Consider the following 22591-nt stretch of genomic DNA (forward strand, 5'->3'; position numbering starts at 1 on the left):
GCCCCGCAGTCGCGAACGGCGGCAGCACGGTGAGCCGCCGGTTGCGGCCCACCCTGCGACTGCGGCTGACACTGCTCAACGGGGTGCTGCTGATCGGGGCGGGGGCGATCCTGGTCGTGCTGGCGTGGCTGCTGGTCCGGGACGCGCTGCGGCCCACCGACGAGCTGCTGCCCGGCACGACGGTGGTGCTCGCCGACGGCGAGTCGATGGACGCGGCCCAGTGGCAGCGGCAACTCGTCGACGCCGCCTCCGGGGAGCTGCTGGCCAAGGGACTGGTCGCGCTGCTGGCGGTCAGTGTGGTCGGGGTGGCCGGCGCGTACGCGGTGGCCGGTCGGGCGCTGCGCCCGTTGCACCAGGTCACCGCGACCGCGCAGCGGCTCGGTGAGGCGACCCTGGACCAGCGGATCGGCTACTCGGGCGCCGACGACGAGGTGGCCGAGCTGGCCAAGACGTTCGACGCCATGTTGGACCGGATCGCGTCCGCCTTCGAGGCGCAGAAACGTTTCGTGGCGAACGCCTCGCACGAGCTGCGTACCCCGCTCGCCGTCATGCGGACCGAGATCGACGTGACGCTCAGCGACGACGACGCGGACGCCGCCGAATACCGTCGGATGGCGACAGTGGTCCGGGACGCCTCGGAACGCGCCAACGGCCTGGTGGACGCGCTGCTGGTGCTGGCCCGCAGCGAGGCGCAGGCCGGGCGGCAACTGGGTCGGCGTACCGAGTGTGACCTCGCCGCAGGGACCGTCAACGCCTTGTCGGCGATGCGCCGCGAGGTGGAACGGATCGGCCTGCGGGTGCAGACGTCACTGGAGTCCGCGCCCGTCGTCGGCGACCCGGGGTTGCTCGACCGGCTGGCCGGGAACCTCATCGAGAACGCGGTCCGCTACAACCACCTGCACGGCCGGCTCTGGGTGCGTACCGGCACCGACGGCGCCCGGTCCTGGCTGGTGGTGGGCAACACCGGGTTCGAGGTGGACCAGGCCGACGTGCCGGGCCTGTTCGAGCCGTTCCGGCGCGGTGGCCGGGAGCGCACCGGCGCCCGTGGTTCCGGCCTGGGGCTGTCCATCGTCCGGGCGGTCTGCACGGCGCACGGCGGGACGGTGAAGGTGATCGCGCAGCCCGGCGGTGGCCTGGAGGTGACCGTCACCCTGCCGTCGGCGGACGCCCCGGCGGTGTCCGGGCCGGTGCCGACGGTCGGCTGAGCGGGGTTGCGTACGGCGCTCGGCCGATGGCAAGATCACCGGGTCGGCTCGGAGAGTGAAGGGGGGTGCGTTTGATGTCCACCAGTCATGACTCCGCACCCCGGGTGATCGCAGGCTGACCCCGCGCGGCGGAGCGTCCTCATCCGAAAGTGGAGGGACCACCCGTGTATCCACGGATCCGCAACATCAGTTTCGACTGCCACGACACGTACACCCTGGCCGGTTTCTGGTCGGCGGTGCTCGGCTACGCCCGGCACGACGAGGACGCCCCGGGTGATCCGGAGGCGGCCCTGCTGCCGCCGGACGAGACCACCCCGAACCTGTTCTTCCAGGCGGTGCCCGAGGACAAGGTGACCGAGAACCGGGTCCACGTCTGCCTGGAACCGGTCGACCGGACCCGGGACGAGGAGGTCGAGCGGGTGCTCGGCCTCGGAGCCACCATGGTCGCCGACCGGCGGCACGCCGACGGGACGGGCTGGGCGGTGCTCGCCGACCCGGAGGGCAACGAGTTCTGCGTGCTCCGCAGCGCCGGGGAACGTGTCGCCAGCACCACTGTGGAGGACCAGCTGTGAGTTCGATCATCCATAACATCAGCATCGACTGTCACGACACGTACGCCCTCGCCGGTTTCTGGGCGCAGGTCTTCGACTGCCCCCGGCAGCCCGACGACTTCCCCGGCGACCCGGAGGCGATGCTCCTGCCGCCGGGCGGCCCGGAGGTGCTGTTCATCGCGGTGCCCGAGGGCAAGACGGTGAAGAACCGGCTGCACCTCGACCTGCAACCCGCCGACCGCACCCGGGCCGAGGAGGTCGAGCGGCTGCTCGGCATCGGCGCGACCCTGGTGGACGACCGGGTCAGCTCGACCGGCGGCGGCTGGGTGGTGCTCGCCGACCCGGAGGGCAACGAGTTCTGCGTACTCGGCAACGAGGCCGAGCGGGCGGCGGCAGCGGCGGCACGGGCCGCGGCGCAGGGCCACGAGCCGGCCTGATCGTCGGCACGAGGCCCCGACCACCCTCGGGTGGTCGGGGCCCCGGTCGTCGACGGCTCAGGAGCGCTGCTCGACCTGGCCCCGGATCGTGACGAACTCGGCCTTCGTCTGCTCGGCGGTCTTGAAGTACATGACCACCATGCCCAGGCTGCCCCGGTCGGCCCACACGCACACGCCGAGCGGCACGCTCTCGGCCTTGCCGTCACCGCATTTCGCGTCACCGCCGAGTGGACCAGGATCGACGGTCGCCAGGTTGGTCAGCGTCAGCTCGGTGGAGAGCCCGTTGATCGCGTCGTCCAGCTCCTTCTTCGGGTCCGTCAGCAGGCCGGACGCACCCGCGATCATCACGAGGTCCTGCTTGGCCGGGTCGCCGTAGAAGGCGCCGACGGTGCTGGTCTCGTTCTGCACCTCCGCCTTCATCTCGGTGACCAACTGGTCGGCGGCCGCCTGCAGGTCCGGCTCCGTGATCTTCGGCCGGCCGGCGAGGGTGGCCGGTGCGACCAGCCGGGTCTTGGTGGCGTCGACGACGTCGCCCAGGTCGTCCTTGACCGTGAACCAGATGGCCGCCACGCCGCCGAGGCAGACCACCAGCAGCACGGCCAGCACGATCAGGATGATCTTGCCGACGTTCGACTTCTTCGCCGGTGGCGGGCCCGCGAACTGGCTGGGGTCACCGTACGGCTGACCCGGCTGTGCGGGCGGGAACCCCTGCTGCTGCGGGGGCGGCCAACCACCGGGCTGCTGGGGCTGGCCCGGCTGCTGGGGCTGGCCCGGCTGACCGGGGTGCTGCGGCGGGTTGGAGGAATCGTGCGGCGGGCCGTAGGGACTGGCCGGCGGCTGGGACATTCAGTCAGCTCCAAGATGGGGGTGCAGAGCGCGTGATCCTAACCCGTTGCGGAACACGGCGTTGTCCCTGCTGGAGGGACCTTCCGGCGGTGAGCTGATCACAAACGGTCGCGGTGGCCGGGCCGCCCACGATGGACGGTCCGACCACCGCGACCGGTGGCACTGCGATCGGTCAGGCCGGCAGGCTCGCCGCCCCACGCGGCAGGAACCGCCGACCGGTGACCCGCTCGGAGGTGCCGGTCCGGTCCAGGTACGGCGTGACGCCGCCCAGGTGGAACGGCCAACCGGCGCCCAGGATCAGGCACAGGTCGATGTCCTGCGCCTCGGCGACGACACCCTCGTCCAGCATCAGCCGGATCTCCTGCGCGAGGGCGTCGAGCCCGTTCTGCCGTACCTGCTCGGCGGTCAACGGCTGGTCACCGACGACGAGCAGCTTGGCCACCTCGTCGTTGACCTGGTCGTCGACCACGATCGGCTGGCCGGAGTCGGCGATCCGCTTGAGGTTCTCGCTGACGGAGAACCGGTCCGGGTACGCGGCGTGCAGCGTGCCGCCCACGTGGTACGCGACCCCCGGCCCGACCAGTTGGAGCAGGGCGAGCGGGCGCATCGGCAGGCCCAGCGGGTCCAGGGCGCTGTTCGCCACGTCCAGCGGGGTGCCGGCGTCGACGGCGGCGAAGACGGTGCCCAGGAACCGGGTGAGCAGGCGGTTCACCACGAACGCCGGAGCGTCCTTCACCAGCACGCTCGACTTCTTGAGCTGCTTGCCCACCGCGAACGCGGTCGCGAGGGTGACGTCGTCGGTGCGCTCGCCCCGGACGATCTCCAACAGCGGCAGCACCGCCACCGGGTTGAAGAAGTGGAAGCCGACCACCCGCTCCGGGTGCTCCAGCTCGGCGGCCATCTCGGTGATCGACAACGAACTGGTGTTGGTGGCGAGCACCGCCTCCGGGGAGACGATCTTCTCCAGCTCGGCCCAGACCTGCTTCTTGACTCCCAGGTCCTCGAAGACCGCCTCGATGACGAAGTCCGAGTCCGCGAAGGCGCTCTTGTCGACCGAGCCGCTGACCAACCCGTACAGCTTGGCGGCGGTGCCCTTGTCCATCCGACCCTTGGTGACGGCCTTCTCGATCTGGGTGTGCACGTAGCCCACACCCTTGTCCACCCGGGACTGGTCGAGGTCGGTCATCACCACCGGCACCTGGAGGCGGCGGGCGAACAGCAGCGCCAACTGGCTTGCCATCAGACCGGCGCCGACGATGCCGACCTTGGTGATCGTGCGGGCCAGGCCCTTGTCCGGCGCGCCGGCCGGGCGCTTGGCCCGCCGCTGCACCAGGTCGAACGCGTACAGGCCGCTGCGCAGCTCCTCCGAGAAGACCAGGTCCGCGAGGGCCTCGTCCTCGGCGGCGGTGCCGGCGGCGAAGTCGCCGTCCTTCGCCGTCTCCAGCAGGTCGAGAGCCTTGTACGCGGCCGGGACCGCGCCGTGCAGCCGCTGGTCGAGGGTCTCCCGGGCGAAGTAGAGCACACCCGCCCACATGTCCTTGTCGACCTCCGGCCGGGTCACCGTGACCTGACCCCGGACCACCCCGGCGGCCCATTCCAGGGACCGCTCCAGGAAGTCGGCCGGCTCCAACAGGATGTCCGCGATGCCCAGCTCGGCGGCCTGCTTCGGCTTGAGCATCTTGTTCTGCATCAGCGGGTTCTGGATGATCACCTGGGTGGCGGCGGGGATGCCGATCAGGTTCGGCAGCAGTTGCGTGCCGCCCCAGCCGGGCACCAGACCGAGGGAGACCTCGGGCAGCGCCAGCGCCGCAGCGCCACCGGAGAGCGTCCGGTAGTGGCAGTGCAACGCCAACTCCAGGCCGCCGCCCATCGCCGCGCCGTTGACGAACGCGAACGTGGGCACGGCGCTGTCCTTGAGTCGGGCGAAGACCCGGTGGCCGAGCCGGCCGATCTCCAGCGCCTGCGCCCGGTCGGCGAGCTGCGGCAGGCCGACGATGTCCGCACCCACACAGAAGATGTACGGCTTGCCGGTCACCGCGATGAACGCCGGGTCGGCGGCGAGCGCGGCGGTGATCGCCTCGTCCAGGCTGGCCAACCCACCGGGGCCGAAGGTGTTCGGCTTGGTGTGGTCGAGACCGTTGTCCAGGGTGATCAGGGCGGCGGGACGGTCCAGCCCCGGCACGTTCACCTGACGCAGCAGCGCCCTGGTGACGACCTCGTTCGGTGCCTTCACTTGTCGCCACCCTCCCAGTTCGGGTTCTCCCAGATGACAGTGCCGCCCATGCCGATGCCGATGCACATCGCGGTGAGGCCGTAGCGGACCTCGGGGTGCTCGGCGAACTGGCGGGCCAGCTGGGTCATCAGCCGTACGCCGGAGGAGGCCAGCGGGTGGCCGATGGCGATCGCGCCGCCCCACGGGTTGACCCGCGCGTCGTCGTCGGCGATGCCGAAGTGGTCGAGGAAGGCGAGCACCTGCACGGCGAACGCCTCGTTCAGCTCGAACAGGCCGATGTCGTCGATGGTGAGCCCGGCGAGGCGCAGAGCCTTCTCCGTCGAGGGGATCGGGCCGACACCCATCACCTCCGGCTCCACCCCGACGAACCCGAACGACACCAGCCGCATGGCGATCGGCAGACCCAGCTCGCGGGCGGTGGCCTCGTCGGCGAGCAGGCTCGCGGTGGCGCCGTCGTTCAGGCCGGCCGCGTTGCCCGCCGTCACCTTGCCGTGTGGACGGAACGGGGTCTTCAGGGTGGCGAGCTTCGCAAGCGAGGTGTCCCGCGGGGCCTCGTCCACAGTGGCCAGGCCCCAGCCGCCCTCCGCGTCGCGGATGGACATCGGCACCAGGTCGTCCTGGAGCTTGCCGTTGGCGTACGCCTTGGCGGTCTTCTGCTGCGAGGCGAGCGCGAACGCGTCGGTGCGTGCCTTGGTGATGTGCGGGACCAGGTCGTGCAGGTTCTCCGCGGTGGCACCCATGACCAGCGCGGACGGGTCGACCAGCTTCTCGGCGATGATGCGCGGGTTGGGGTCGACGCCCTCGCCCATCGGGTGCCGGCCCATGTGCTCGACGCCACCGGCGATGGCGACGTCGTACGCGCCCATCGCGATGCCGCTGGCCACGGTGGTCACCGCGGTCATCGCACCGGCGCACATCCGGTCGATGGCGAAGCCGGGAACGGTCTTCGGCAGACCGGCCAGCAGGGCGGCGGTGCGGCCGATGGTGAGGCCCTGGTCGCCGATCTGGGTGGTGGCCGCGACGGCGACCTCCTCGACCCGCTCCGGCGGCAGCTGCGGGTTGCGCCGCAGCAGTTCCCGGATGCAGCGGATCACCAGGTCGTCGGCGCGGGTGTTGGCGTACATGCCACCCGCCTTGCCGAACGGGGTACGGACGCCGTCGACGAAGACGACATCCCGAACTTCACGGGGCACTTGAGCCTCCTATTCGACCATGATTCGGCCTCAGCGCCGCCAGGCGGCACTCCGGACCGAATGAGGGTCGGCCGGCGCGGGCACGTTCCTCAGAATGCTACTTGCCAGTAACCAACCCCGTCCCGACCCCCTGCTGTGGCCCACCCCACACCGCGAGGGGTGGGGTGGGGTGGGGTGGGTCAGGGGGTGGGGGTCAGGGCCTTGGTCAGGTCCTGGATGAGGAGACCGATCTGCCACTCCCGGGCGTTGAGGCCGCGTAGGGTCTGCGCGACCGACTCCTCGGTCACCACCTCGGGCGGGGTCCACGCCAACCGGCGGATCGAATCCGGCGTGATCAGGTTCTCCGGCGGCAGGTTGTGCTCACCGGCGATGCGGATGACCACCTCCCGGCAGCGAGCCAGTCGACCGGCGGCCACCGGGTCCCGCTCGGCCCACCGGTGCGGCGGGGGCGGGCCCTCCACCGTCGGCGTGACCGGCAGCGAATCCTCCGCGAGCTGCCGGGCGTCGTCGAGGGCGGCGAGCCAGGTGCGGGCCAGTCGACGCACCGACCGACCGCCGAAACCGGGCAGGGTCAACAGGGTCTTCTCGTCCTTCGGGTCCAGCTCGGCAGCGGCGATGATCGCCGAGTCGGGCAACACCCGACCGGGCGCGGCGTCCCGCCGGGCCGCGATCTGGTCCCGGGCGTACCACATCGAGCGGACGCGGGCCTGGGCCCGCGCACCGCGCAGCCGGTGGATGCCGGACGTGCGGCGCCACGGCTCGGCGCGGACCCGCGGCGGGCGCGCCCCGGTGCGGACCAGCGCGGCGAACTCCTCGGCGGCCCACTCCGACTTGCCCTGCCGGGTCAGCTCGGCGTCGAGCGCGTCGCGCAGGTCGGTGAGCAGCTCCACGTCGAGAGCGGCGTACGTCAACCACGACTCGGGCAGCGGTCGACTCGACCAGTCGGCGGCCGAATGGTGCTTCTCCAGGGTGAAGCCGAGCAACTGCTCGGTCAGCGCGGCCAGCCCGACCCGCTCGAAACCAGCCAGCCGGGCGGCCAACTCGGTGTCGAACAGCCGGCGTGGCCGCAGCCCCACCTCGGCCAGGCAGGGCAGATCCTGACTGGCCGCGTGGAGCACCCACTCGGCGTCGCCGATGGCCGCGTCCAGCGTGCTGAGGTCCGGCAGCGGCAGCGGGTCGATCAGCGCCGTGCCCGCTCCGGCGCGGCGTAGTTGCACCAGGTACGCGCGTTGGCTGTAGCGGTAACCGGAGGCCCGCTCGGCGTCCAGGGCGACCGGGCCGGTGCCCGCCGCGAAGCGGGCCACCACCTCGGCCAACTCGGCCGGGGCGGCCACCGGTTCGGGGGTGCCGTCACGCGGGGCGATCAGCGGAACGGGCCCACCGTCGGCCGGGGCGGCCCCCTCGCCTGCCAGCTGCGGCTGGGCCGACGGCGGGTGCTCGGGTGCGTTTCCCGGAAGGTCTTCGGCGGGCCGACGGCGCAGGGGTGGTTCGTCGGTCACCTGTCAACCCTAGTGCGCGTGGAGATCGAGCGGGTGCAGCCGGTCCGGCGTGTGTCGATCACGTGTCCAGAGGATGTCCGAGCGCAGTCGCCCCGGCGCGGTCGATCATGGAGTTGTGGTGCCTCACAAATGCCGCGTCGAGGAGCAATCCACCCACCACAACTCCATGATCGACGCCCCTCAGGCGGCGCCGGCGGGGCGGCGGTTGGGTAGCGCCGTCACACCGGGTGGGGGGAGGCCGGCCGTGTCGGCCAGGAGCACACACCAGCCGAGCAGGTGTGCGGTGAGGTCGTCGTCGACAGGCGTCCAGGAGGCGCGAATCTCGATGTCGCCGACCGTCGGTGGGCCCGCGAGGTCGCCGAACCGGGTCGACATGGTCTGCGTCACCGTGCCGCCGATCGCCCGGTGACGTGCGGCCTGGGCGTCCAGCGCGTCGGTCAGCCACGTCCAGCCGACCCCGGGCAGCAGCGGGTCGGCGGCCAGGTCGACCTCCAACTCGGCGGTCACATAGGTGACCAACCGCAGGGTGCCCTGCCACGCCTCGTGCCCGGCCGGGTCGTGCAGCAGGATCAGTCGCCCGGTCGCCACCTCGTCGCCGTCGCGCAACACGGTGGCGGCGAGCGCGAAAGCGTACGGGGCGAGTCGTTGCGGCGCCCCGACCTCCTCCAACGTGATCTCCGGCCGGGGGGTCGCCGATCGCAGCCCGGCGACCGCGCGGGCGAACGTCTCCGGGAGCGCGATCGGGGGGGCCATGTCGGCAGCCTATGCCGCCGTCCGTCGCCCGCTTCGACGGCGCGCCGACGCTCGTGAAGGGCACCGGGCGTAAGGAACGGTGCCCTTCCTCTCACCCCCACCCGGTCAGGGGTGGTGGGCGTGGCACGATTGCGGCGATGACCACGGACACCACGGGCACTGTCGCCCGAGACGGAGAATCCCGCCCCGGCGGACCAGCCGACTCGCCCTTCATCCGGGCCTGTCGACGCCGGCCCGGCCCGCACACCCCGGTCTGGTTCATGCGCCAGGCCGGTCGCTCCCTGCCGGAGTACCGGGAGATCCGGGCCACCGTGCCGATGCTGGAGTCGTGCCGCCGTCCGGACCTGGTCACCGAGATCACCCTCCAGCCGGTGCGTCGACACGGCGTGGACGCGGCCATCCTGTTCAGCGACATCGTGGTGCCGGTGGCCGCGGCCGGGATCGACCTGGACATCGTGCCGGGCACCGGCCCGGTCGTCGCCGAGCCGATCCGCGCCGCCGCCGACGTGCAGCGGATCCGCCAGATCACCCGCGACGACGTGTCGTACGTCGACGAGGCCGTCCGGCAGTTGGTGGCCGAGCTGGGCGACACCCCGCTGATCGGTTTCGCCGGCGCGCCGTTCACCCTGGCCAGCTACCTGGTCGAGGGCGGGCCGTCGCGGACCCACGCGAAGACCAAGGCCCTGATGTACGGCGACCCCGAGCTGTGGCACGCGCTCTGCGGCCGGTTGGCCGAGGTGACGCTGGCCTTCCTGCGGGTGCAGATCGACGCGGGCGTGTCCGCCGTGCAGCTGTTCGACTCGTGGGCCGGTGCGCTCTCCGAGGCCGACTACCGCCGTTTCGTGCTGCCGCACTCGACCGCCGTGCTGAGCGGGTTGGTGGACGCCGGGGTGCCCCGGATCCACTTCGGGGTGGGCACCGCCGAGCTGCTCGGCGCGATGGGCGAGGCGGGCGCGGACGTGGTCGGTGTCGACTGGCGTACCCCGCTGGACGTGGCCACCGGTCGGATCGGTCCGGACAAGGCGGTGCAGGGCAACCTGGACCCGACGGTGCTGCTCGCGCCGTGGTCGGTGGTGGAGGCCGAGGTACGCCGGATCCTGGAGCAGGGCAAGGCGGCCCCCGGGCACGTGTTCAACCTCGGTCACGGGGTGCTGCCGGAGACCGACCCGGAGGTGCTGACCCGGGTGGTCGCGCTGGTGCACGAGCTGTCCAGCCGCCGGGCCGACCAGGGCTGATCGGCGATGCGGCGGCCCTGGCGGGTGGCGGTGGTCGGCGGCGGGATCGCCGGGCTGGCCGCTGCGGTCCGCCTGCGCGACGGGGCACCGACGGACACCGAGATCACGGTGTACGAGCAGTCCGGCGTGCTGGGCGGCAAGCTGCGTACCGGTGAGTTGGCCGGCCGGCCGGTGGAGTTCGGCGCCGAGTCGTTCCTGATGCGCGACCCGGCGGGTGCCGAGAGCGCGGCGGTGGCCCTGATCCGCCGACTCGGGCTGGCCGAGAGGATCGTGCACCCCACGGTGGGGCAGGCCGCGCTCGTCGTCGACGGAGGGCTGCGCCCCATCCCGGGCGGCACGCTGGTGGGCGTACCCGGGGATCTGGACCGAGTGACCGCTGTCGCCCGCCCGCTCGCGGACGCCGACACCGACGGTGGTCGGCCGCTGGTCGAGCCGGACGCGGACGTGTCGGTGGGTGCGCTGGTCCGGTCCCGCTTCGGTGACGAGGTGGTCGAGCGGCTGGTCGACCCGATGCTCGGCGGCGTGTACGCGGGCCGTGCCGACGACCTGTCCCTGGTCACCACGATGCCGGCGCTGGCCCGCACGGCCCGGGTGGAGCACACCCTCGTCGGCGCGGTCCGGGCCGCGCAGGCCGCCGCGCCGCGCGCTCCCGGCGCGCCCGTCTTCGGCACCCTGGTCGGTGGGCTGAGCACCCTCGTCGAGGCCGCGGTGACGGCCAGCGGCGCGACGATCCGACGCGACGCGGCCGTGCGCGAGCTGACCCCGACCGGCTCCGGCTGGCGGCTCACCGTCGGTCCGACCCGCGACCCGGAGTTCGTGGACGTGGACGCCGTGGTGCTGGCGGTGCCCGCACGCCCGGCGGCCCGGCTGCTCGCCGGCCCGGCCCCGGAGGCCGCGGTGAGTGTCGGCGAGTTGGACTACGCGAGCGTCGCGCTCGTCACCCTGGCGGTGCCGCAGCCCCGGCTGCCCGAGCTGTCCGGCTTCCTGGTGCCCAGCACCGAGGGCCTGCTGACCAAGGCGGCAACGTTCTTCACCACCAAGTGGGGGCACCTGCGCCGTTCGGACGGGGTGGCGTTGCTGCGCGCCTCGGTGGGCCGCTACCGCGAGGAGGCGCATCTCCAGCGCCCCGACGAGGACCTCGCGGCCACCGTGCACCGGGAGTTGTCGGCGGTGCTCGGCACCCCGCTGCCCGCCCCGGTCGACGGGCACGTGCAGCGGTGGGGCGGGGCGCTGCCCCAGTACGCCCCGGGGCACGCCGACCGGGTCGCCGCCGCACGCGCGGCGTTGCGGGCCGCGTACCCCACAGTGGTTCTCGCGGGCGCCGGCTACGACGGCGTCGGCATCCCGGTCTGCGTCCGCTCCGGCGAGACGGCGGCCGAGGAGATCATCACAGCACTGGGAGGATCGGCGAGATGACCGAGCAGACCAACGCGGCCCGGTTGCGGGAGCTGAACGACAGCATCCGCTACACCATGTGGTCGGTGTTCCGGGCCAGCTCCCCGCTGCCGTCGCTGCGGGACAACGTCACCGGTGAGGTCGTCGCCCTCTTCGACGAGCTGGCCGGCAAGGACGTGGTGGTCCGGGGCGTGTACGACGTCTCCGGTCTGCGCGCCGACGCCGACGTGATGATCTGGTGGCACTCCGCGTCCAGCGACGCGTTGCAGGACGCGTACCTGCGGTTCCGCCGCACCACACTGGGGCGGGCGATGACCCCGGTCTGGTCGCAGATGGCGCTGCACCGACCGGCGGAGTTCAACAAGAGCCACATCCCGGCGTTCCTGGCCGGCGAGGAGGCCCGCCCCTACATCTGCGTGTACCCGTTCGTCCGCTCGTACGAGTGGTACCTGCTGCCCGACGCCGAGCGGCGCGAGATGCTCGCCGAGCACGGGAAGATGGCCCGGGGCTACCCGGACGTACGGGCCAACACGGTGGCCTCGTTCGCGCTCGGCGACTACGAGTGGATGCTCGCCTTCGAGGCCGACGAGCTGCACCGGATCGTGGACCTGATGCGGGACCTGCGCGCGTCCGGCGCCCGCCGGCACGTCCGCGAAGAGGTGCCCTTCTACACGGGCCGCCGCCGCTCGGTGGCGGAGATCGTCAACTGCCTGGTCTGAGCCGACCGTCTCGTCTGACCCCCGCCGTCCGGCGCCGCACCCCCGCCCGGGTACGGCGCCGGACGGGGATCAACTGGTCGTCGTGCAGGTGACCAGCGGAACCGGGTTGCTGCCGTTCCACGAGCCGAGGAACCCGAAGGTCGTGCTCGCTCCGGCGGCGAGACTGCCGTTGTGGTTGGCGTTGCGTGCGGTGACCAGCGTTCCGCTGGTGCTGACCGTGGCGTTCCAGGACGACGTGACCTGTTGGCCGTTGCCGTAGTTCCAGCTCACCGACCAGCCCCGGGTCGCCGAACCGCCGGCGGTCACCTTCACCTCACCCTGGAAGCCGCCGGACCACTGACCGGTGACCTGGTAGGTAGCCGTGCACGCCCCGGCCGGCGGCGGCGTCGTCGGGGGCGGGGTGGTGGGCGGGGGAGTCGTGGGCGGTGGGGTGGTCGGCGGCGGCGTGGTCGGGGGCGGGGTGCTGGTTCCGCCGAAGTCGACGTCGCTGCACAGGTAGTACGACTGGTCCAGGTGGCTGGCCTGCCAGACGGTGTAGACGATGTGCCGTCCGCTGCGCCCCGGCGCGCTGACCGGGATCTGGATCGAGACGCCACCGGTGTCCTGGTCCCACTGCGAGGCCGGGGTGTTGCCGATCTGCCCGGCCAACTCCAGGTCGCCCCAACCCAGCGGCTGGGTGGCCGCGTTGAAGCCCTGCTTGGTCACGTACACCCGGATGTAGTCGGCGCCGTGGCTCGCCTGGTCGAAGAAGCGGAGCCGGAAGTCGTTCGACACCGGCGTGGTCTTCCAGGCGCCGACGGTGTCCAGCGCGTTGTACCGAGGGCTCTGGGTGCGCCCACCGCTGCAGAGCTGCCCGTTGGGGACGGCGCCCTGGTGGTTACCCGCGACGCCCTCCCGGAACAGGCCGTTCCAGTTCCACATGGCGGCCGGGTCGGCCTGCCAGGCCTGCCAGCACATCGGGTCCTCGGTGGCCATCCGAGGGTTCTGGAAGTCGCCGCCCCAGCGCTGCCAGCAGCTGTAGTTGCGCGACGGAGGGTCGACGACCGACCCGTGCGCCGAGGCGGGCCGGGTCAGGATCGTGGTGAGCGCGGCGGTCGACAGGAGCGCGGCGGTCGCCACGACGGCGAACAACCAGAGCACGCGTCGTGATCGGGTGAGGGTGGACATGGAGCCCCCGGGGGATGAGGTCGGACGACGACAACCGGACCGACGGGAGTTGCCCACTCCCGTCCCCACTCGCTGGCTCCTGCGATGGCTCTACCCGGCACCATGCCAGGTCGATCGTCAGGCGTCAATGGTTGGCGTCGTCGGCGCGGGGCCGCGCGGTGCGCCGCATCGGCGTGTGCGGGATGCCGTCCTCGACGTACTCCGGGCCGCTGACCACGTAACCGTGCCGGCGGTAGAACGCGACCAGGTGCGACTGGGCGTCCAGCACGCTGGGCCGGTCGCCCACCACCTCCAGCGCCGCGGTCATCAACCGGCCGGCGTGCCCACCGCCGCGCGCCTCCGGCGCCACCACCACCCGACCGATCCGCGCGGTGCCGTCGGGGTCGGCCAGGATTCGCAGGTACGCCAGCGGCGCGCCGCCGTCGGTCAGCCACAGATGCCGGGTGCCGGGCTCGACGTCGCGGCCGTCGAGTTCCGGGTACGGGCAGTTCTGCTCCACCACGAACACGTCGATGCGCAGCTTGAGCAGGTCGTGGAAGGTGCGGGCGTCCAGGTCGGCGAAGGAGGCGGTCTGGATCTCGGTGGTCTGCGAGGGCACCCGACGATGGTAGGCCGTGTCACCGGGTGCCCGGCCGAGGTGCCAGGTAGCTGGCGGCCACCGCGCTGAGCAGCAGGACCCCGCCGACGATCACCGGAAGCGGCAGCGGCTCGTGCAGCAGCGCCACCGCCAGCGCCGCGGCGGTGAGCGGTTCGAGCAGGGTCAGTACGGCGGCCACGCTCCCCGGGGTGGTGCGCAGCCCGGCGTAGAACAACGCGTACGCCACCGCCGTGGTGATCACGCCGAGGTGCAGCAGCAGTGCCACGGTGTCGGGGCGTACCGGCACGCCGATCCCGGAGACCAGGGCGAACGGCGCCAGGGTGAGCGCGCCGATCACGGTGGAGATGGTGGTCAGTGTCATCGGCGCGGTGTGCTGTGACACCTGACGGCTGATCAGGGTGGTCACCGCGTACCCGAGGCCGGATCCGGCCGCCGCGAGCAGGCCGAGCAGGGGGGCGGGCGTCGCCGCGCCGGGATCCGCCGTCGCGGTGGTGATCAGAACGAGGCCGGTGACGGCCGCGACCAGCGTGCCGAGCCGCAGCGGGCCGGGGACCTGTCGGGCGCGGGCCGACTCCCAGGCCACGGCGAGCACCGGCGCCAGCCCCAGGCTGACGACGGTGGCCACGCTGACCCCGGTCCACGCCACGGCGGCGAAGTAGAGCGCCTGGTAGACGCCGAGGCCGACACCGGTGAGCACTAGCGGTACGGGGGTCGCGCGCAGGGCGGCCAGGATGGCGCGGAGGTGACCGGCGGCGCACACCAGCAGGACGAGCGCGGCGATCGCGAGGCGGTGGAAGCCGATGCTCACCGGGCTGAGCCCGGTGCTGTCGTGCAGGAGTTGCACCGCCACGCCGGTGGTGCCCCACAGCACGCCGGTGACGGTGATCTGGATCAGGCCGGTGCGGGCCTGGTGGACGGCCGGCGCCGGGGCGGCCGGGCGCGCGGTACGGGAGAGGGACACGGATGCGCTCCGAAGGGTGAGCCGTTGACGGGGACGACGTCGACGGAGCGCGTACGGCGAGATGGCCGAACGGGTCGGTCACCCGGTCGGCGAGGGGCGCGGCGCTCCGTTCAGGAGCGCGGCGGGGGGAGGACGCCCAGCAGTGGCCGCATGGGGACGACCGTACCGCAGGATCGTGCTCAGGCCGGGCGGGCGCCGACGGCGTCCCGGATCTCGGCGCCGACCTCGCCCTCGACGGCGCGGGCGCAGTGGCCGCAGCAGAAGAAGCGGCCGTTGACCTCGACGCCGTGCCCGACGATCTTGATTTGGCAGTGCTCGCAGATCGGTGCCAGCCGGTGGATCGCGCACTCGAACGAGTCGAAGGTGTGCACGTCGCCGCTGACCGTGCGTACCTCGAACGCCATCCAGTAGTCGTTGCCGCAGACCTCGCAGGTTGCCACGAAAACCTCCCATATCAGGACATGTACCTACAGGTTGCGCTCGATCCGGCGAGCGGGGTGGCGCATTCTCGATGTTCGGGCCGGTGGGCGGCGTGTCGGCCCCGGCGTGTTGTCCGTTGTGCCGGGTGAACCGCCGCGACCCCCGGAGGATCACGTGATCAAGCGCAACAAGCTCTTCGGCAGCCAGACCCGGGTGACCTTCTGCCTGCCCCGGGACGTCCCGCCCGGCCCGGTGAGCGTCGTCGGCTGCTTCAACGGCTGGGAGCCCGGCCGGCACGAGCTGGTCGCCCGCCGCGACGGCACCCGGACGGTGACCGTCAAGTTGGCGCCGGGGGAGTACCGCTTCCGTTATCTCGCCGCCGGTGGCGTCTGGCTGGACGACGAGTCGGCCGACCTTGTGGACGATCGGGGCAGCCTGCTCCGCCTCTGACGAAGAAAACCGTCAGCATCAATGTATTTATCGATCAGAGTCTTTACTGTTAACAATGTTTAAATTACCTTGAGGGCACCCCGCCGGACCCCGGAGAAGGAGCTGCCCCATGCGTCGAAGAATCACCATCCCGCTGGTGGCGGCAGGTGCCGTCGCCGCCACCCTCACCGTCGCCGCCCCCGCGCAGGCGCACGGCTACGTCTCCGCCCCGCCGAGCCGCCAGGCGCTCTGCGCGCAGGGCCGGGTGCCCGACTGCGGGCAGATCAAGTACGAGCCGCAGAGCGTCGAAGGGCCCAAGGGCCTGCGCAGCTGCAACGCCGGGATCTCCCACTTCGCCGTCCTCAACGACGACAGCCGGGGCTGGCCGGCCACCTCGGTCGGCAGCTCACTGACCTTCACCTGGGTCAACACCGCCCGGCACGCCACCGCCAACTGGGAGTACTGGATCGGCAACACCCGCGTCGGGGTGGTCAACGGCAACGGTCAGCAGCCGGGCGCCACCGTTTCGCACACCGTCAACCTCGGTGGCTTCACCGGCCGGCAGAAGATCCTCGCGGTGTGGAACATCTCCGACACGGCGAACGCCTTCTACTCCTGCGTCGACGTGCAGATCGGCGGCGGAGGCTCCAACCCCACCCCGACGCCCACCCCGACGGCCACCCCACGACCCACCCCGACCCCCACGCCGACCACTCCGCCCGCCCAGGGCGGCACCTGGGCGAGCGGCCGCGCGTACCAGGTCGGCGACCAGGTCACCTACGGCGGAGCCACCTACCGCTGCCGGCAGGCGCACACCGCGATCCCCGGCTGGGAGCCGCCGAACGTACCGGCGCTCTGGCAACAGGTCTGACCGCGCGGGTGCGGCCCCTCGGGTCGCACCCGTCGCCGCCCCCTCGCGTGAACGGAGCACCGGCATGCCCCGTACCCCTCTGGTGTCAGTGCTCGCGGCAGTGCTGCTCACCAGCGCCTGCGCCGGGTCACCGGACCCGGGCGGGCCGCGACCGGCCCCCGCGCCCCCGGCCGGCTCCACGGTCGCCGGACCCACTGCCGACCTGGGCGCGATGAGCGGCATCGACGTGGTGTTCCTCAGCACGATGGTCGGGCACAGCGAACGCACCCTGCAGATCGTGCGGTTGTCCCGGGACCGGGTGCGCGACGACGCGCTGCGCACCCTGGCCGCCGCCATCGAGGCCACCGAGGCCGACGAGCTGGCCGCGATGCGGAGCTGGTTGCCCACCACCGGGCCGGGCGCCGGCGTGACCGCACACCACCACGAGGGGCACGGCGACGACGCGGCGCTCGACCGGCTGCGGACCGCGCCCGCCCCGGACGTCGACCGGGTGCTGCGCGAGGTGCTCGCCGACCACCAGCGGTCGGCCGCCGACCTGGCCCGAGCCCAGGTCGGCGTCGGCCGCAACGAGCGGGTCCGCGACCTGGCCCGGCGCATCGAGCAGTCCCGGACCGCCGAGGTCGAACTACTCCGGGGTACGCCCTGAGCGGCCCTTCGGTTCTCTTGGGCCTTGTTGCTTGCGCCCTTGCTGCCTGCCCTTGCTGCCTGCCCTTGCTGCTTGTTCCTTGCTCAGCGGGGTTCGAGGCGGACCGAGATGGAGTTGACGCAGTGCCGGGTGTCCTTCGGGGTGAAACCCTCACCGTGGAAGACGTGCCCGAGGTGACTGTCGCAGCGGGCGCACCGGATCTCCGTACGCGCCATGCCGAGACTGCGGTCCTCGATCTCCTTGACCCGGCCCGGGATGGCGTCGTCGAAGCTCGGCCAGCCGCAGTGCGAGTCGAACTTGGTGTCGCTGGAGAACAGCTCCAGACCGCAGGCGCGACAGTGGTAGACCCCCTGGGTCTTCGTGTCCACGTACTCGCCCGTCCACGGGCGTTCGGTGCCGGCCTCCCGCAGGACGTGGAACTCCTCGGGGGTCAGCCGGACCCGCCACTCTTCCTCGGTGCGGGGCAGATCGTTGTCGTCAAGACTCACCCCCCAACGGTACGTCGAACGTCGGGGGCGTGGCATATGGTCGCGAGATGGCGGGCACCAAGGCGGCGGTCACCGAGGTCGAGGTGGCCGGGCACAGCGTACGGTTGAGCAGTCCCGATCGGGTGATCTTCCCCGAGCGGGGGTTCACCAAGGCGGATGTCTTCCACTACTACCTCGCGGTCGGCGACGGCATCATGCGCGCCCTGCGGCAGCGGCCCACCACGCTGCAGCGCTTCCCCGAGGGCATCGAGGGTGAGGCGTTCTTCCAGAAACGGGTGCCCACCCGGGGGGTGCCGCCGTGGGTCACCACCGCGGAGATCACCTTTCCGAGCGGTCGGAGCGCGGCGGAGCTGTGCCCGGCCGACCTGGCCCACGTGGCCTGGGCGGCGCAGATGGGCACCATCGTCTTCCACCCCTGGCCGGTGCGGGCCGCCGACGCCGACCGCCCCGACGAGCTGCGCATCGACCTGGACCCGCAGCCCGGCACCGACTTCGCCGACGCGGCCCGGGCCGCCGGCGAGGTCCGGGCGCTCCTCGACGAGCTGGGCGTAACCGGTTGGCCGAAGACCTCCGGCGGTCGGGGCGTGCACGTCTACCTGCGCATCCAGCCCCGCTGGACGTTCACCGAAGTGCGCCGGGCCACCATCGCGCTGGCCCGGGAGGTGGAACGCCGCCACCCCGACCTGGTGACCACCGCCTGGTGGAAGGAGGAGCGCGGCAGCCGCGTCTTCGTCGACTTCAACCAGATGGCCCGGGACCGCACCATCGCCTGCGCGTACTCACTGCGGGCCAACGCCCGAGCCACCGTCTCCACCCCGGTCACCTGGGACGAGCTGCCCGACGTCGACCCGGACGATTTCGACCTGCGCAGCGTCCCGGCCCGACTCGCCGAACGTGGCGACCCGCACGCCGGCATCGACGACGCCCCCTGGGACATCACCCCGCTGCTGGAATGGGCCGACCGCGACGCCGCCGCCGGTCAGGGTGACATGCCGTACCCGCCGGACCATCCCAAGATGCCCGGCGAACCCAAGCGCGTGCAGCCCAGCCGCGCCAAGCGCACCCCCGAGGGTCCCTGACCTTCTGCGACCACGGGCACGGCTGGGCCGTCCACGCGTTCACGGGCATGGCTGGGCCGTCCGCGCGTTCACGGGCATGGCTGGGCCGTCCGCGCGTTCACGGGCATGGCTGGGCCGTCCACGCCAGGAACCTGTCGAACAGCTCCCGTGGGTCGGGCGCGGGCTCGAGCCTGAGCAGGTCGGCAGTCGCGTCGAACAGCTGGCTGGCCATGTAGATCGACAACGCCACCCGGTCGGTCCCGTACTCCACCCGCAGCAACATCCGCGCGCACGCGCACGGCCAGGTAGCGGCACACACCCGGCAGAGCCACGAAGGTCGACGCGGCAGGTGCTGATGCACCGGGTGCAGGCTGCGTAACGGCTGCTGGTCGGGCTTCGGCGCGGTCATGCACCGATCGTGCCGTCTCCTATTGCTTCTGTCAACGGACTGCGTAGTTGTCGCTATCTGTCGACGCCGCCGCTGTCATCGTCAATGTGTGGACCTCGTCGGCGTGTCGGAGATTCGGGAGATGCTGGGCAACGTGTCCCGGCAGCGTGCGTCCGTGATCGCCAATCAACGGAACTTCCCCGAGCCGATTGCCGTCCTGGCCATGGGAAAGGTTTGGCGAAAGTCGGACGTCGAGGCGTGGATACGGGAGCATCGCCCGGACCTGGCGGGGGACTGACAACGTCTTCTCTCGGCGGATCGCCCTGCTTTCGTGGTGCCGGGTGGCGACGCGTTCGGCGGTGTGCGCTGTCGGCGCCGGCTGAAGTAGGGAGCGCCGGCTCGCGTCCACGGCTGGCACGGCAACGGCGGCAGGCGAGTCGCGCGCCCCACGCCCCACGCCCCACCGCCGCACGCCCCACGCCCCACCGCCGCACGCCGCACGCCGCACGCCCAAGATTCGGGCAACTTCCCGGGGGTAGTTCCATCCTGAGTTGGCTGGTCAGGGGGTCTTGACGGTGCGGGGGTGGCGGGGATGGAGCAGGTCAACCGCTGGTGATCTTCGCGGTGATCGTTTGCCGGTGGTGACGGTGTGGCGTGCAGAAGATAGATGAGCCCTCGGCCAGGGTGTTCGGTCGTGACACACAAAAACCCGGTGGCCGAGGGCTCGCCGCTTGTCTACCAGTCGAGCCTTGCGCTGTCCACGAAGACCCTGACCCTGGTCGTCAACGCGATCCGTCAGCACCGCTCACGGGTGCGTTCCCGATGGCGCAAGTTGTCCGATCACCGCGCGGCGATGATCGTGCTGGCGGTATTGCGCCATAACCAACGCCCTCACGACCTGGCCGCCGGCAACGGCATATCCGCCTCCACCGTCCGTCGATGGGTCGCGCAAGTCATCGCTGTCCTGGCCGCTGAGATGCCCCGCCTGTCACGGGTCCTGCGCCGCGCCCGCCACCACAGCGAGGTAGTCCTGCTCGACGGCACCCTCATCCCGGTCCAACGCCCCCACGACCGACACCGCCGCCGCACCCATTACAGCGGTAAACACAAAACCTTCGGCCTACTCGTCCTCGCCATCACCGACCTCAACGGCAACCTGCTCTGGACCTCCGCAGCCCTACCCGCACGCACCGCGGAAATCACCGCCGCCCGCCGCAACCGCATCCCCGCACACCTACGCGCAGCCGACCTCGCCGCCATCTGCGACCTCGGCTTCACCCGCCTCGACGACCAACCCGGCATCAGCCACACACCTCGCCCCCGCGGCGCTCACCCCGGCCACCCCCACGACCAACCCACCATCATCACCGGCCGCCGCGCCGCCCGCGGCAAACCCCTCACCCGCCACCAAACAATCGTCAACACCCTCATCAGCCGCGAACGAGCAACCAACGAACACGCCTTCAACGACCTCAAGAACTGGCGAATCCTCGACCGACTACGCGGCAACCACCACCACGCCACCACCCTGATCCGCGCACTCACCGTCCTCACCCAAACCCACACCACCCGCTAACCACCCACGGCAAACGATCAACCCAAAGATCACCTCACCACCAACCTGGACCTCCCACCCACCACCACCAACCGTCAAGACCCCCTGACCAGCCAACTCAGGATGGAACTACCCCCCGGATGTTGCTGCCTCTGATGCGTGCGAGGCAGCACCATCGCTGATGTTGTGCGGATCTTGGCGGTTCTCGGTGGGGGTGGTCGCTCCGGTTCCCGCTTTCGCGCGGCCGATTTCTGTCGTACACCTGTTCTAGAATTTGCGTGTGATCGATGAGTTGGCGCGGGTGGAGAGTGCGGTGGCGAGCTGCGCCGACGCCGCTGCCTGGGCCCTCTCCGAGCGCGATCTGATCGCGGCGCTCGACGCCACCCACCGGTTGCAACAGCGGCTGGCGGCAGTGCAGTTGGCGGTGGTCCGGGAGTTGGACGGGCGGGGCACCGCGGTCGCGCAGGGCGCGTCCTCGACGACAGTGTGGTTGCGCGATCGTCTGCGCCTCGACGTCGCCGCCGCGCGTCGGCTGGTCGGCCTCGCGGCCTCGGTCGACGTCGCACCGCCTGCGGTGCGGGAGGCGCTGGCGAGCGGGGTGGTCAGTGTGGAGCAGGCGCGGGTCATCGCCGACACGGCAGCCACGGTGACGGCGTCGGCGGGCGCCGAGGTGGCCGAGAAGGCCGTCGGCGTGCTGGTCGAGTGGGCCGGGCAGTTCGACCCCACCCTGCTGCGTCGGATGGGCAGCCGGATCCTCGACCACGTCGCGCCCGATCTCGCCGACGCCGCCGCCGCAGCTGCCCTCGCCGCCGAGGACGCCCGTGCCACCCGCGACCGACACCTCACCCTGTCCGCGCAGACCGACGGGCGGCTGCGGCTCACCGGCACGCTCGACGCCGAAACCGCAGGTCTGCTACGCGCCGCCATCGACCCGCTCAGCGCACCCGCCGGGCCCTACGATGGGCGATCCCCCGGGCAACGCCGCCACGACGCCCTCGCCGACGTGTGCCGCCTCGCCCTGCGCACCGGCGACCTACCCGAGCACGGCGGCGACCCCGCCCAGATCGTCGTCACCACCGACTACGACACCCTGACCCGGCAACTAGGCTCCGGGACGCTCGACATCGGTGTGCGGCTCACCCCCGACACCGTGCGCCGGCTGGCCTGCGACGCCACCATCCTGCCCGCCGTCCTCGGCGGCACGGGCCAGGTCCTCGACGTCGGTCGACAACGCCGACTCATCACCGGCCCACTGCGGCGGGCACTGGTGCTCCGCGACGGGGGATGCGCGTTCCCCGGCTGCGACCGCCCACCCCGCTGGTGCGCCGCCCACCACATCCACCACTGGTCCGACGGCGGCCCCACCAACCTCGACAACGCGGTGTTGCTCTGCGGCCACCATCACCGACATATCCACCACAGGGAGTGGACGGTACGGCTCGGTGACGACGGGCACCCCGAGTTCATCCCGCCCGCCTGGCTCGACCCCGACCAGCTTCCGCGCCGCAACCACTACCACCGACGGACGTAGGCCGACTCATGCCGGTTGCTCGGCATCACTCAGGTCGTGGCCTCGGCCCTCGCGCGCCTCTCGGTGTTCCGCCACCTCGGAGGCCAGCGGTGACCGGCAGTGACCGCCAGTGATCGGCGGCGACCAGACCCCGACCAGGCCCCGACCAGCCCCCGACCAGGCCCCGACCAGGCCCCGACCTCGTGTCGCTCGCGGCCGAGCGGGAAGGCCTGCCGTGGAGCGGGAAGGCCTGCCGTGGAGCGGGAAGGCCTGCCGTGGAGCGGGAAGGCCTGCCGTGGAGCGGGAAGGCCTGCCGTGGAGCGCCGCCACGGCGCATGCCGAGCCGTCGCGCCACCGCCTGGCCGCGTCGGTTGACCTGGGGCGGTGTGGCGCTCGCGATGATCGATGTCATTGACTTTCTCGATACCCTGCGG

24 protein-coding genes are annotated in these 22591 nt (G+C 71.9%); 13 read left to right on the plus strand and 11 right to left on the minus strand.

Annotation, left to right across the window (positions count from 1 at the left end; all coding sequences use genetic code 11):
* Positions 1–29 precede the first annotated feature (29 nt).
* From O7616_RS12900 to O7616_RS12910, 3 genes are all read left to right on the plus strand, one after another.
* A complete protein-coding gene (locus tag O7616_RS12900; protein WP_282261665.1) occupies positions 30–1205 on the plus strand; it encodes a HAMP domain-containing sensor histidine kinase in 1176 nt (391 codons plus the stop codon).
* Positions 1206–1369: 164 nt separating this feature from the next.
* Positions 1370–1777, plus strand: a complete 408-nt coding sequence (locus O7616_RS12905) for a VOC family protein (RefSeq protein ID WP_282306998.1) — start codon at positions 1370–1372, stop codon at positions 1775–1777.
* Complete coding sequence (locus O7616_RS12910; protein ID WP_282306999.1) at positions 1774–2193, plus strand: VOC family protein; 420 nt, start codon at positions 1774–1776, stop codon at positions 2191–2193. The genes O7616_RS12905 and O7616_RS12910 overlap by 4 nt, the downstream gene beginning before the upstream one ends.
* 57 nt (positions 2194–2250) lie before the next feature.
* Here the strand turns inward: O7616_RS12910 and O7616_RS12915 are convergent, their stop codons facing one another.
* From O7616_RS12915 to O7616_RS12935, 5 genes are all read right to left on the minus strand, one after another.
* Positions 2251–3039 (minus strand): hypothetical protein, encoded by a 789-nt coding sequence (locus O7616_RS12915; protein ID WP_282307000.1) that lies wholly within the window; start codon positions 3037–3039, stop codon positions 2251–2253.
* A gap of 172 nt (positions 3040–3211) precedes the next feature.
* Positions 3212–5272 (minus strand): 3-hydroxyacyl-CoA dehydrogenase NAD-binding domain-containing protein, encoded by a 2061-nt coding sequence (locus tag O7616_RS12920; protein ID WP_282307001.1) that lies wholly within the window; start codon positions 5270–5272, stop codon positions 3212–3214.
* Entirely contained in the window at positions 5269–6465 is a 1197-nt protein-coding gene (locus O7616_RS12925; RefSeq protein WP_282307002.1) for a thiolase family protein, read from the minus strand. Before O7616_RS12925 ends, O7616_RS12920 begins: the two co-directional genes overlap by 4 nt.
* A gap of 179 nt (positions 6466–6644) precedes the next feature.
* On the minus strand, positions 6645–7964 hold the full coding sequence (locus O7616_RS12930; protein ID WP_282307003.1) for a ribonuclease D: 1320 nt from the start codon (positions 7962–7964) through the stop codon (positions 6645–6647).
* 180 nt (positions 7965–8144) lie between these two features.
* Positions 8145–8717, minus strand: a complete 573-nt coding sequence (locus O7616_RS12935; protein WP_282307004.1) for a DUF3000 domain-containing protein — start codon at positions 8715–8717, stop codon at positions 8145–8147.
* 137 nt (positions 8718–8854) lie between these two features.
* Between O7616_RS12935 and hemE the strand changes: the two genes are divergently transcribed.
* From hemE to hemQ, 3 genes are read left to right on the plus strand one after another with little or no spacing between them, the layout of a single operon-like run.
* Positions 8855–9952, plus strand: coding sequence for a uroporphyrinogen decarboxylase (hemE, locus tag O7616_RS12940; RefSeq protein WP_282307005.1), 1098 nt, complete (start codon positions 8855–8857; stop codon positions 9950–9952).
* Positions 9953–9958: 6 nt separating this feature from the next.
* The gene (hemG, locus tag O7616_RS12945; protein ID WP_282307006.1) at positions 9959–11368 is read left to right on the plus strand and encodes a protoporphyrinogen oxidase; all 1410 of its coding nucleotides are present in this window, start codon (positions 9959–9961) and stop codon (positions 11366–11368) included.
* Positions 11365–12066 carry a hydrogen peroxide-dependent heme synthase gene (gene hemQ / locus O7616_RS12950; protein WP_282307007.1) on the plus strand — a complete coding sequence of 234 codons (702 nt, stop codon included), beginning with the start codon at positions 11365–11367 and terminating at the stop codon, positions 12064–12066. The genes hemG and hemQ overlap by 4 nt, the downstream gene beginning before the upstream one ends.
* Positions 12067–12135: 69 nt before the next feature.
* Here the strand turns inward: hemQ and O7616_RS12955 are convergent, their stop codons facing one another.
* The 4 genes from O7616_RS12955 to O7616_RS12970 all read right to left on the minus strand — a co-directional run bounded on the left by O7616_RS12955 (position 12136) and on the right by O7616_RS12970 (position 15232).
* Positions 12136–13233, minus strand: coding sequence for a lytic polysaccharide monooxygenase (locus tag O7616_RS12955; protein WP_282307008.1), 1098 nt, complete (start codon positions 13231–13233; stop codon positions 12136–12138).
* Positions 13234–13357: 124 nt separating this feature from the next.
* On the minus strand, positions 13358–13831 hold the full coding sequence (locus O7616_RS12960) for a GNAT family N-acetyltransferase (protein WP_282307009.1): 474 nt from the start codon (positions 13829–13831) through the stop codon (positions 13358–13360).
* A 19-nt stretch (positions 13832–13850) separates the two neighbouring features.
* Positions 13851–14792 (minus strand): EamA family transporter, encoded by a 942-nt coding sequence (locus O7616_RS12965; RefSeq protein WP_282307011.1) that lies wholly within the window; start codon positions 14790–14792, stop codon positions 13851–13853.
* A gap of 179 nt (positions 14793–14971) precedes the next feature.
* Positions 14972–15232, minus strand: a complete 261-nt coding sequence (locus O7616_RS12970) for a Prokaryotic metallothionein (RefSeq protein ID WP_145784868.1) — start codon at positions 15230–15232, stop codon at positions 14972–14974.
* A 154-nt stretch (positions 15233–15386) separates the two neighbouring features.
* Between O7616_RS12970 and O7616_RS12975 the strand changes: the two genes are divergently transcribed.
* The 3 genes from O7616_RS12975 to O7616_RS12985 all read left to right on the plus strand — a co-directional run bounded on the left by O7616_RS12975 (position 15387) and on the right by O7616_RS12985 (position 17158).
* On the plus strand, positions 15387–15662 hold the full coding sequence (locus O7616_RS12975) for an isoamylase early set domain-containing protein (RefSeq protein ID WP_282307012.1): 276 nt from the start codon (positions 15387–15389) through the stop codon (positions 15660–15662).
* 109 nt (positions 15663–15771) lie between these two features.
* Positions 15772–16512, plus strand: a complete 741-nt coding sequence (locus O7616_RS12980) for a lytic polysaccharide monooxygenase (protein WP_282307013.1) — start codon at positions 15772–15774, stop codon at positions 16510–16512.
* Between the two features lie 64 nt (positions 16513–16576).
* On the plus strand, positions 16577–17158 hold the full coding sequence (locus tag O7616_RS12985) for a DUF305 domain-containing protein (RefSeq protein WP_282307014.1): 582 nt from the start codon (positions 16577–16579) through the stop codon (positions 17156–17158).
* 83 nt (positions 17159–17241) lie between these two features.
* Here the strand turns inward: O7616_RS12985 and msrB are convergent, their stop codons facing one another.
* Entirely contained in the window at positions 17242–17646 is a 405-nt protein-coding gene (gene msrB, locus O7616_RS12990; protein ID WP_282261645.1) for a peptide-methionine (R)-S-oxide reductase MsrB, read from the minus strand.
* Between the two features lie 47 nt (positions 17647–17693).
* Here msrB and ligD point away from each other — a divergent pair, with 47 nt between their 5' ends.
* On the plus strand, positions 17694–18725 hold the full coding sequence (gene ligD / locus O7616_RS12995) for a non-homologous end-joining DNA ligase (protein WP_282307016.1): 1032 nt from the start codon (positions 17694–17696) through the stop codon (positions 18723–18725).
* 97 nt (positions 18726–18822) lie between these two features.
* Here the strand turns inward: ligD and O7616_RS13000 are convergent, their stop codons facing one another.
* The gene (locus O7616_RS13000) at positions 18823–19113 is read right to left on the minus strand and encodes a hypothetical protein (RefSeq protein ID WP_282307018.1); all 291 of its coding nucleotides are present in this window, start codon (positions 19111–19113) and stop codon (positions 18823–18825) included.
* Positions 19114–19201: 88 nt separating this feature from the next.
* On the opposite strand from O7616_RS13000, the gene O7616_RS13005 reads away from it, so the two are divergent.
* The 3 genes from O7616_RS13005 (at position 19202) to O7616_RS13015 (ending at position 22178) form a co-directional block, all read left to right on the plus strand.
* Complete coding sequence (locus tag O7616_RS13005; RefSeq protein ID WP_282307019.1) at positions 19202–19390, plus strand: hypothetical protein; 189 nt, start codon at positions 19202–19204, stop codon at positions 19388–19390.
* A gap of 396 nt (positions 19391–19786) precedes the next feature.
* Complete coding sequence (locus O7616_RS13010; protein WP_282303345.1) at positions 19787–20668, plus strand: transposase family protein; 882 nt, start codon at positions 19787–19789, stop codon at positions 20666–20668.
* A gap of 259 nt (positions 20669–20927) precedes the next feature.
* Positions 20928–22178 (plus strand): HNH endonuclease signature motif containing protein, encoded by a 1251-nt coding sequence (locus O7616_RS13015; RefSeq protein WP_282307021.1) that lies wholly within the window; start codon positions 20928–20930, stop codon positions 22176–22178.
* Positions 22179–22591 lie beyond the last annotated feature (413 nt).

The sequence above is a fragment of the Micromonospora sp. WMMD964 genome, assembly GCF_029581455.1.
In the GTDB taxonomy this organism is placed as follows: Bacteria; Actinomycetota; Actinomycetes; order Mycobacteriales; family Micromonosporaceae; genus Micromonospora.

Coding starts and splice junctions, on each gene's coding strand:
- O7616_RS12915 (WP_282307000.1), bottom strand. CDS start 3,039: ATGTCCCAGCCGCCGGCCAGTCCCTACGGCCCGCCGCACGATTCCTCC.
- O7616_RS12935 (WP_282307004.1), bottom strand. CDS start 8,717: ATGGCCCCCCCGATCGCGCTCCCGGAGACGTTCGCCCGCGCGGTCGCC.
- hemE (WP_282307005.1), top strand. CDS start 8,855: ATGACCACGGACACCACGGGCACTGTCGCCCGAGACGGAGAATCCCGC.
- hemG (WP_282307006.1), top strand. CDS start 9,959: ATGCGGCGGCCCTGGCGGGTGGCGGTGGTCGGCGGCGGGATCGCCGGG.
- hemQ (WP_282307007.1), top strand. CDS start 11,365: ATGACCGAGCAGACCAACGCGGCCCGGTTGCGGGAGCTGAACGACAGC.
- O7616_RS12955 (WP_282307008.1), bottom strand. CDS start 13,233: ATGTCCACCCTCACCCGATCACGACGCGTGCTCTGGTTGTTCGCCGTC.
- O7616_RS12980 (WP_282307013.1), top strand. CDS start 15,772: ATGCGTCGAAGAATCACCATCCCGCTGGTGGCGGCAGGTGCCGTCGCC.
- O7616_RS12985 (WP_282307014.1), top strand. CDS start 16,577: ATGCCCCGTACCCCTCTGGTGTCAGTGCTCGCGGCAGTGCTGCTCACC.
- ligD (WP_282307016.1), top strand. CDS start 17,694: ATGGCGGGCACCAAGGCGGCGGTCACCGAGGTCGAGGTGGCCGGGCAC.
- O7616_RS13000 (WP_282307018.1), bottom strand. CDS start 19,113: ATGACCGCGCCGAAGCCCGACCAGCAGCCGTTACGCAGCCTGCACCCG.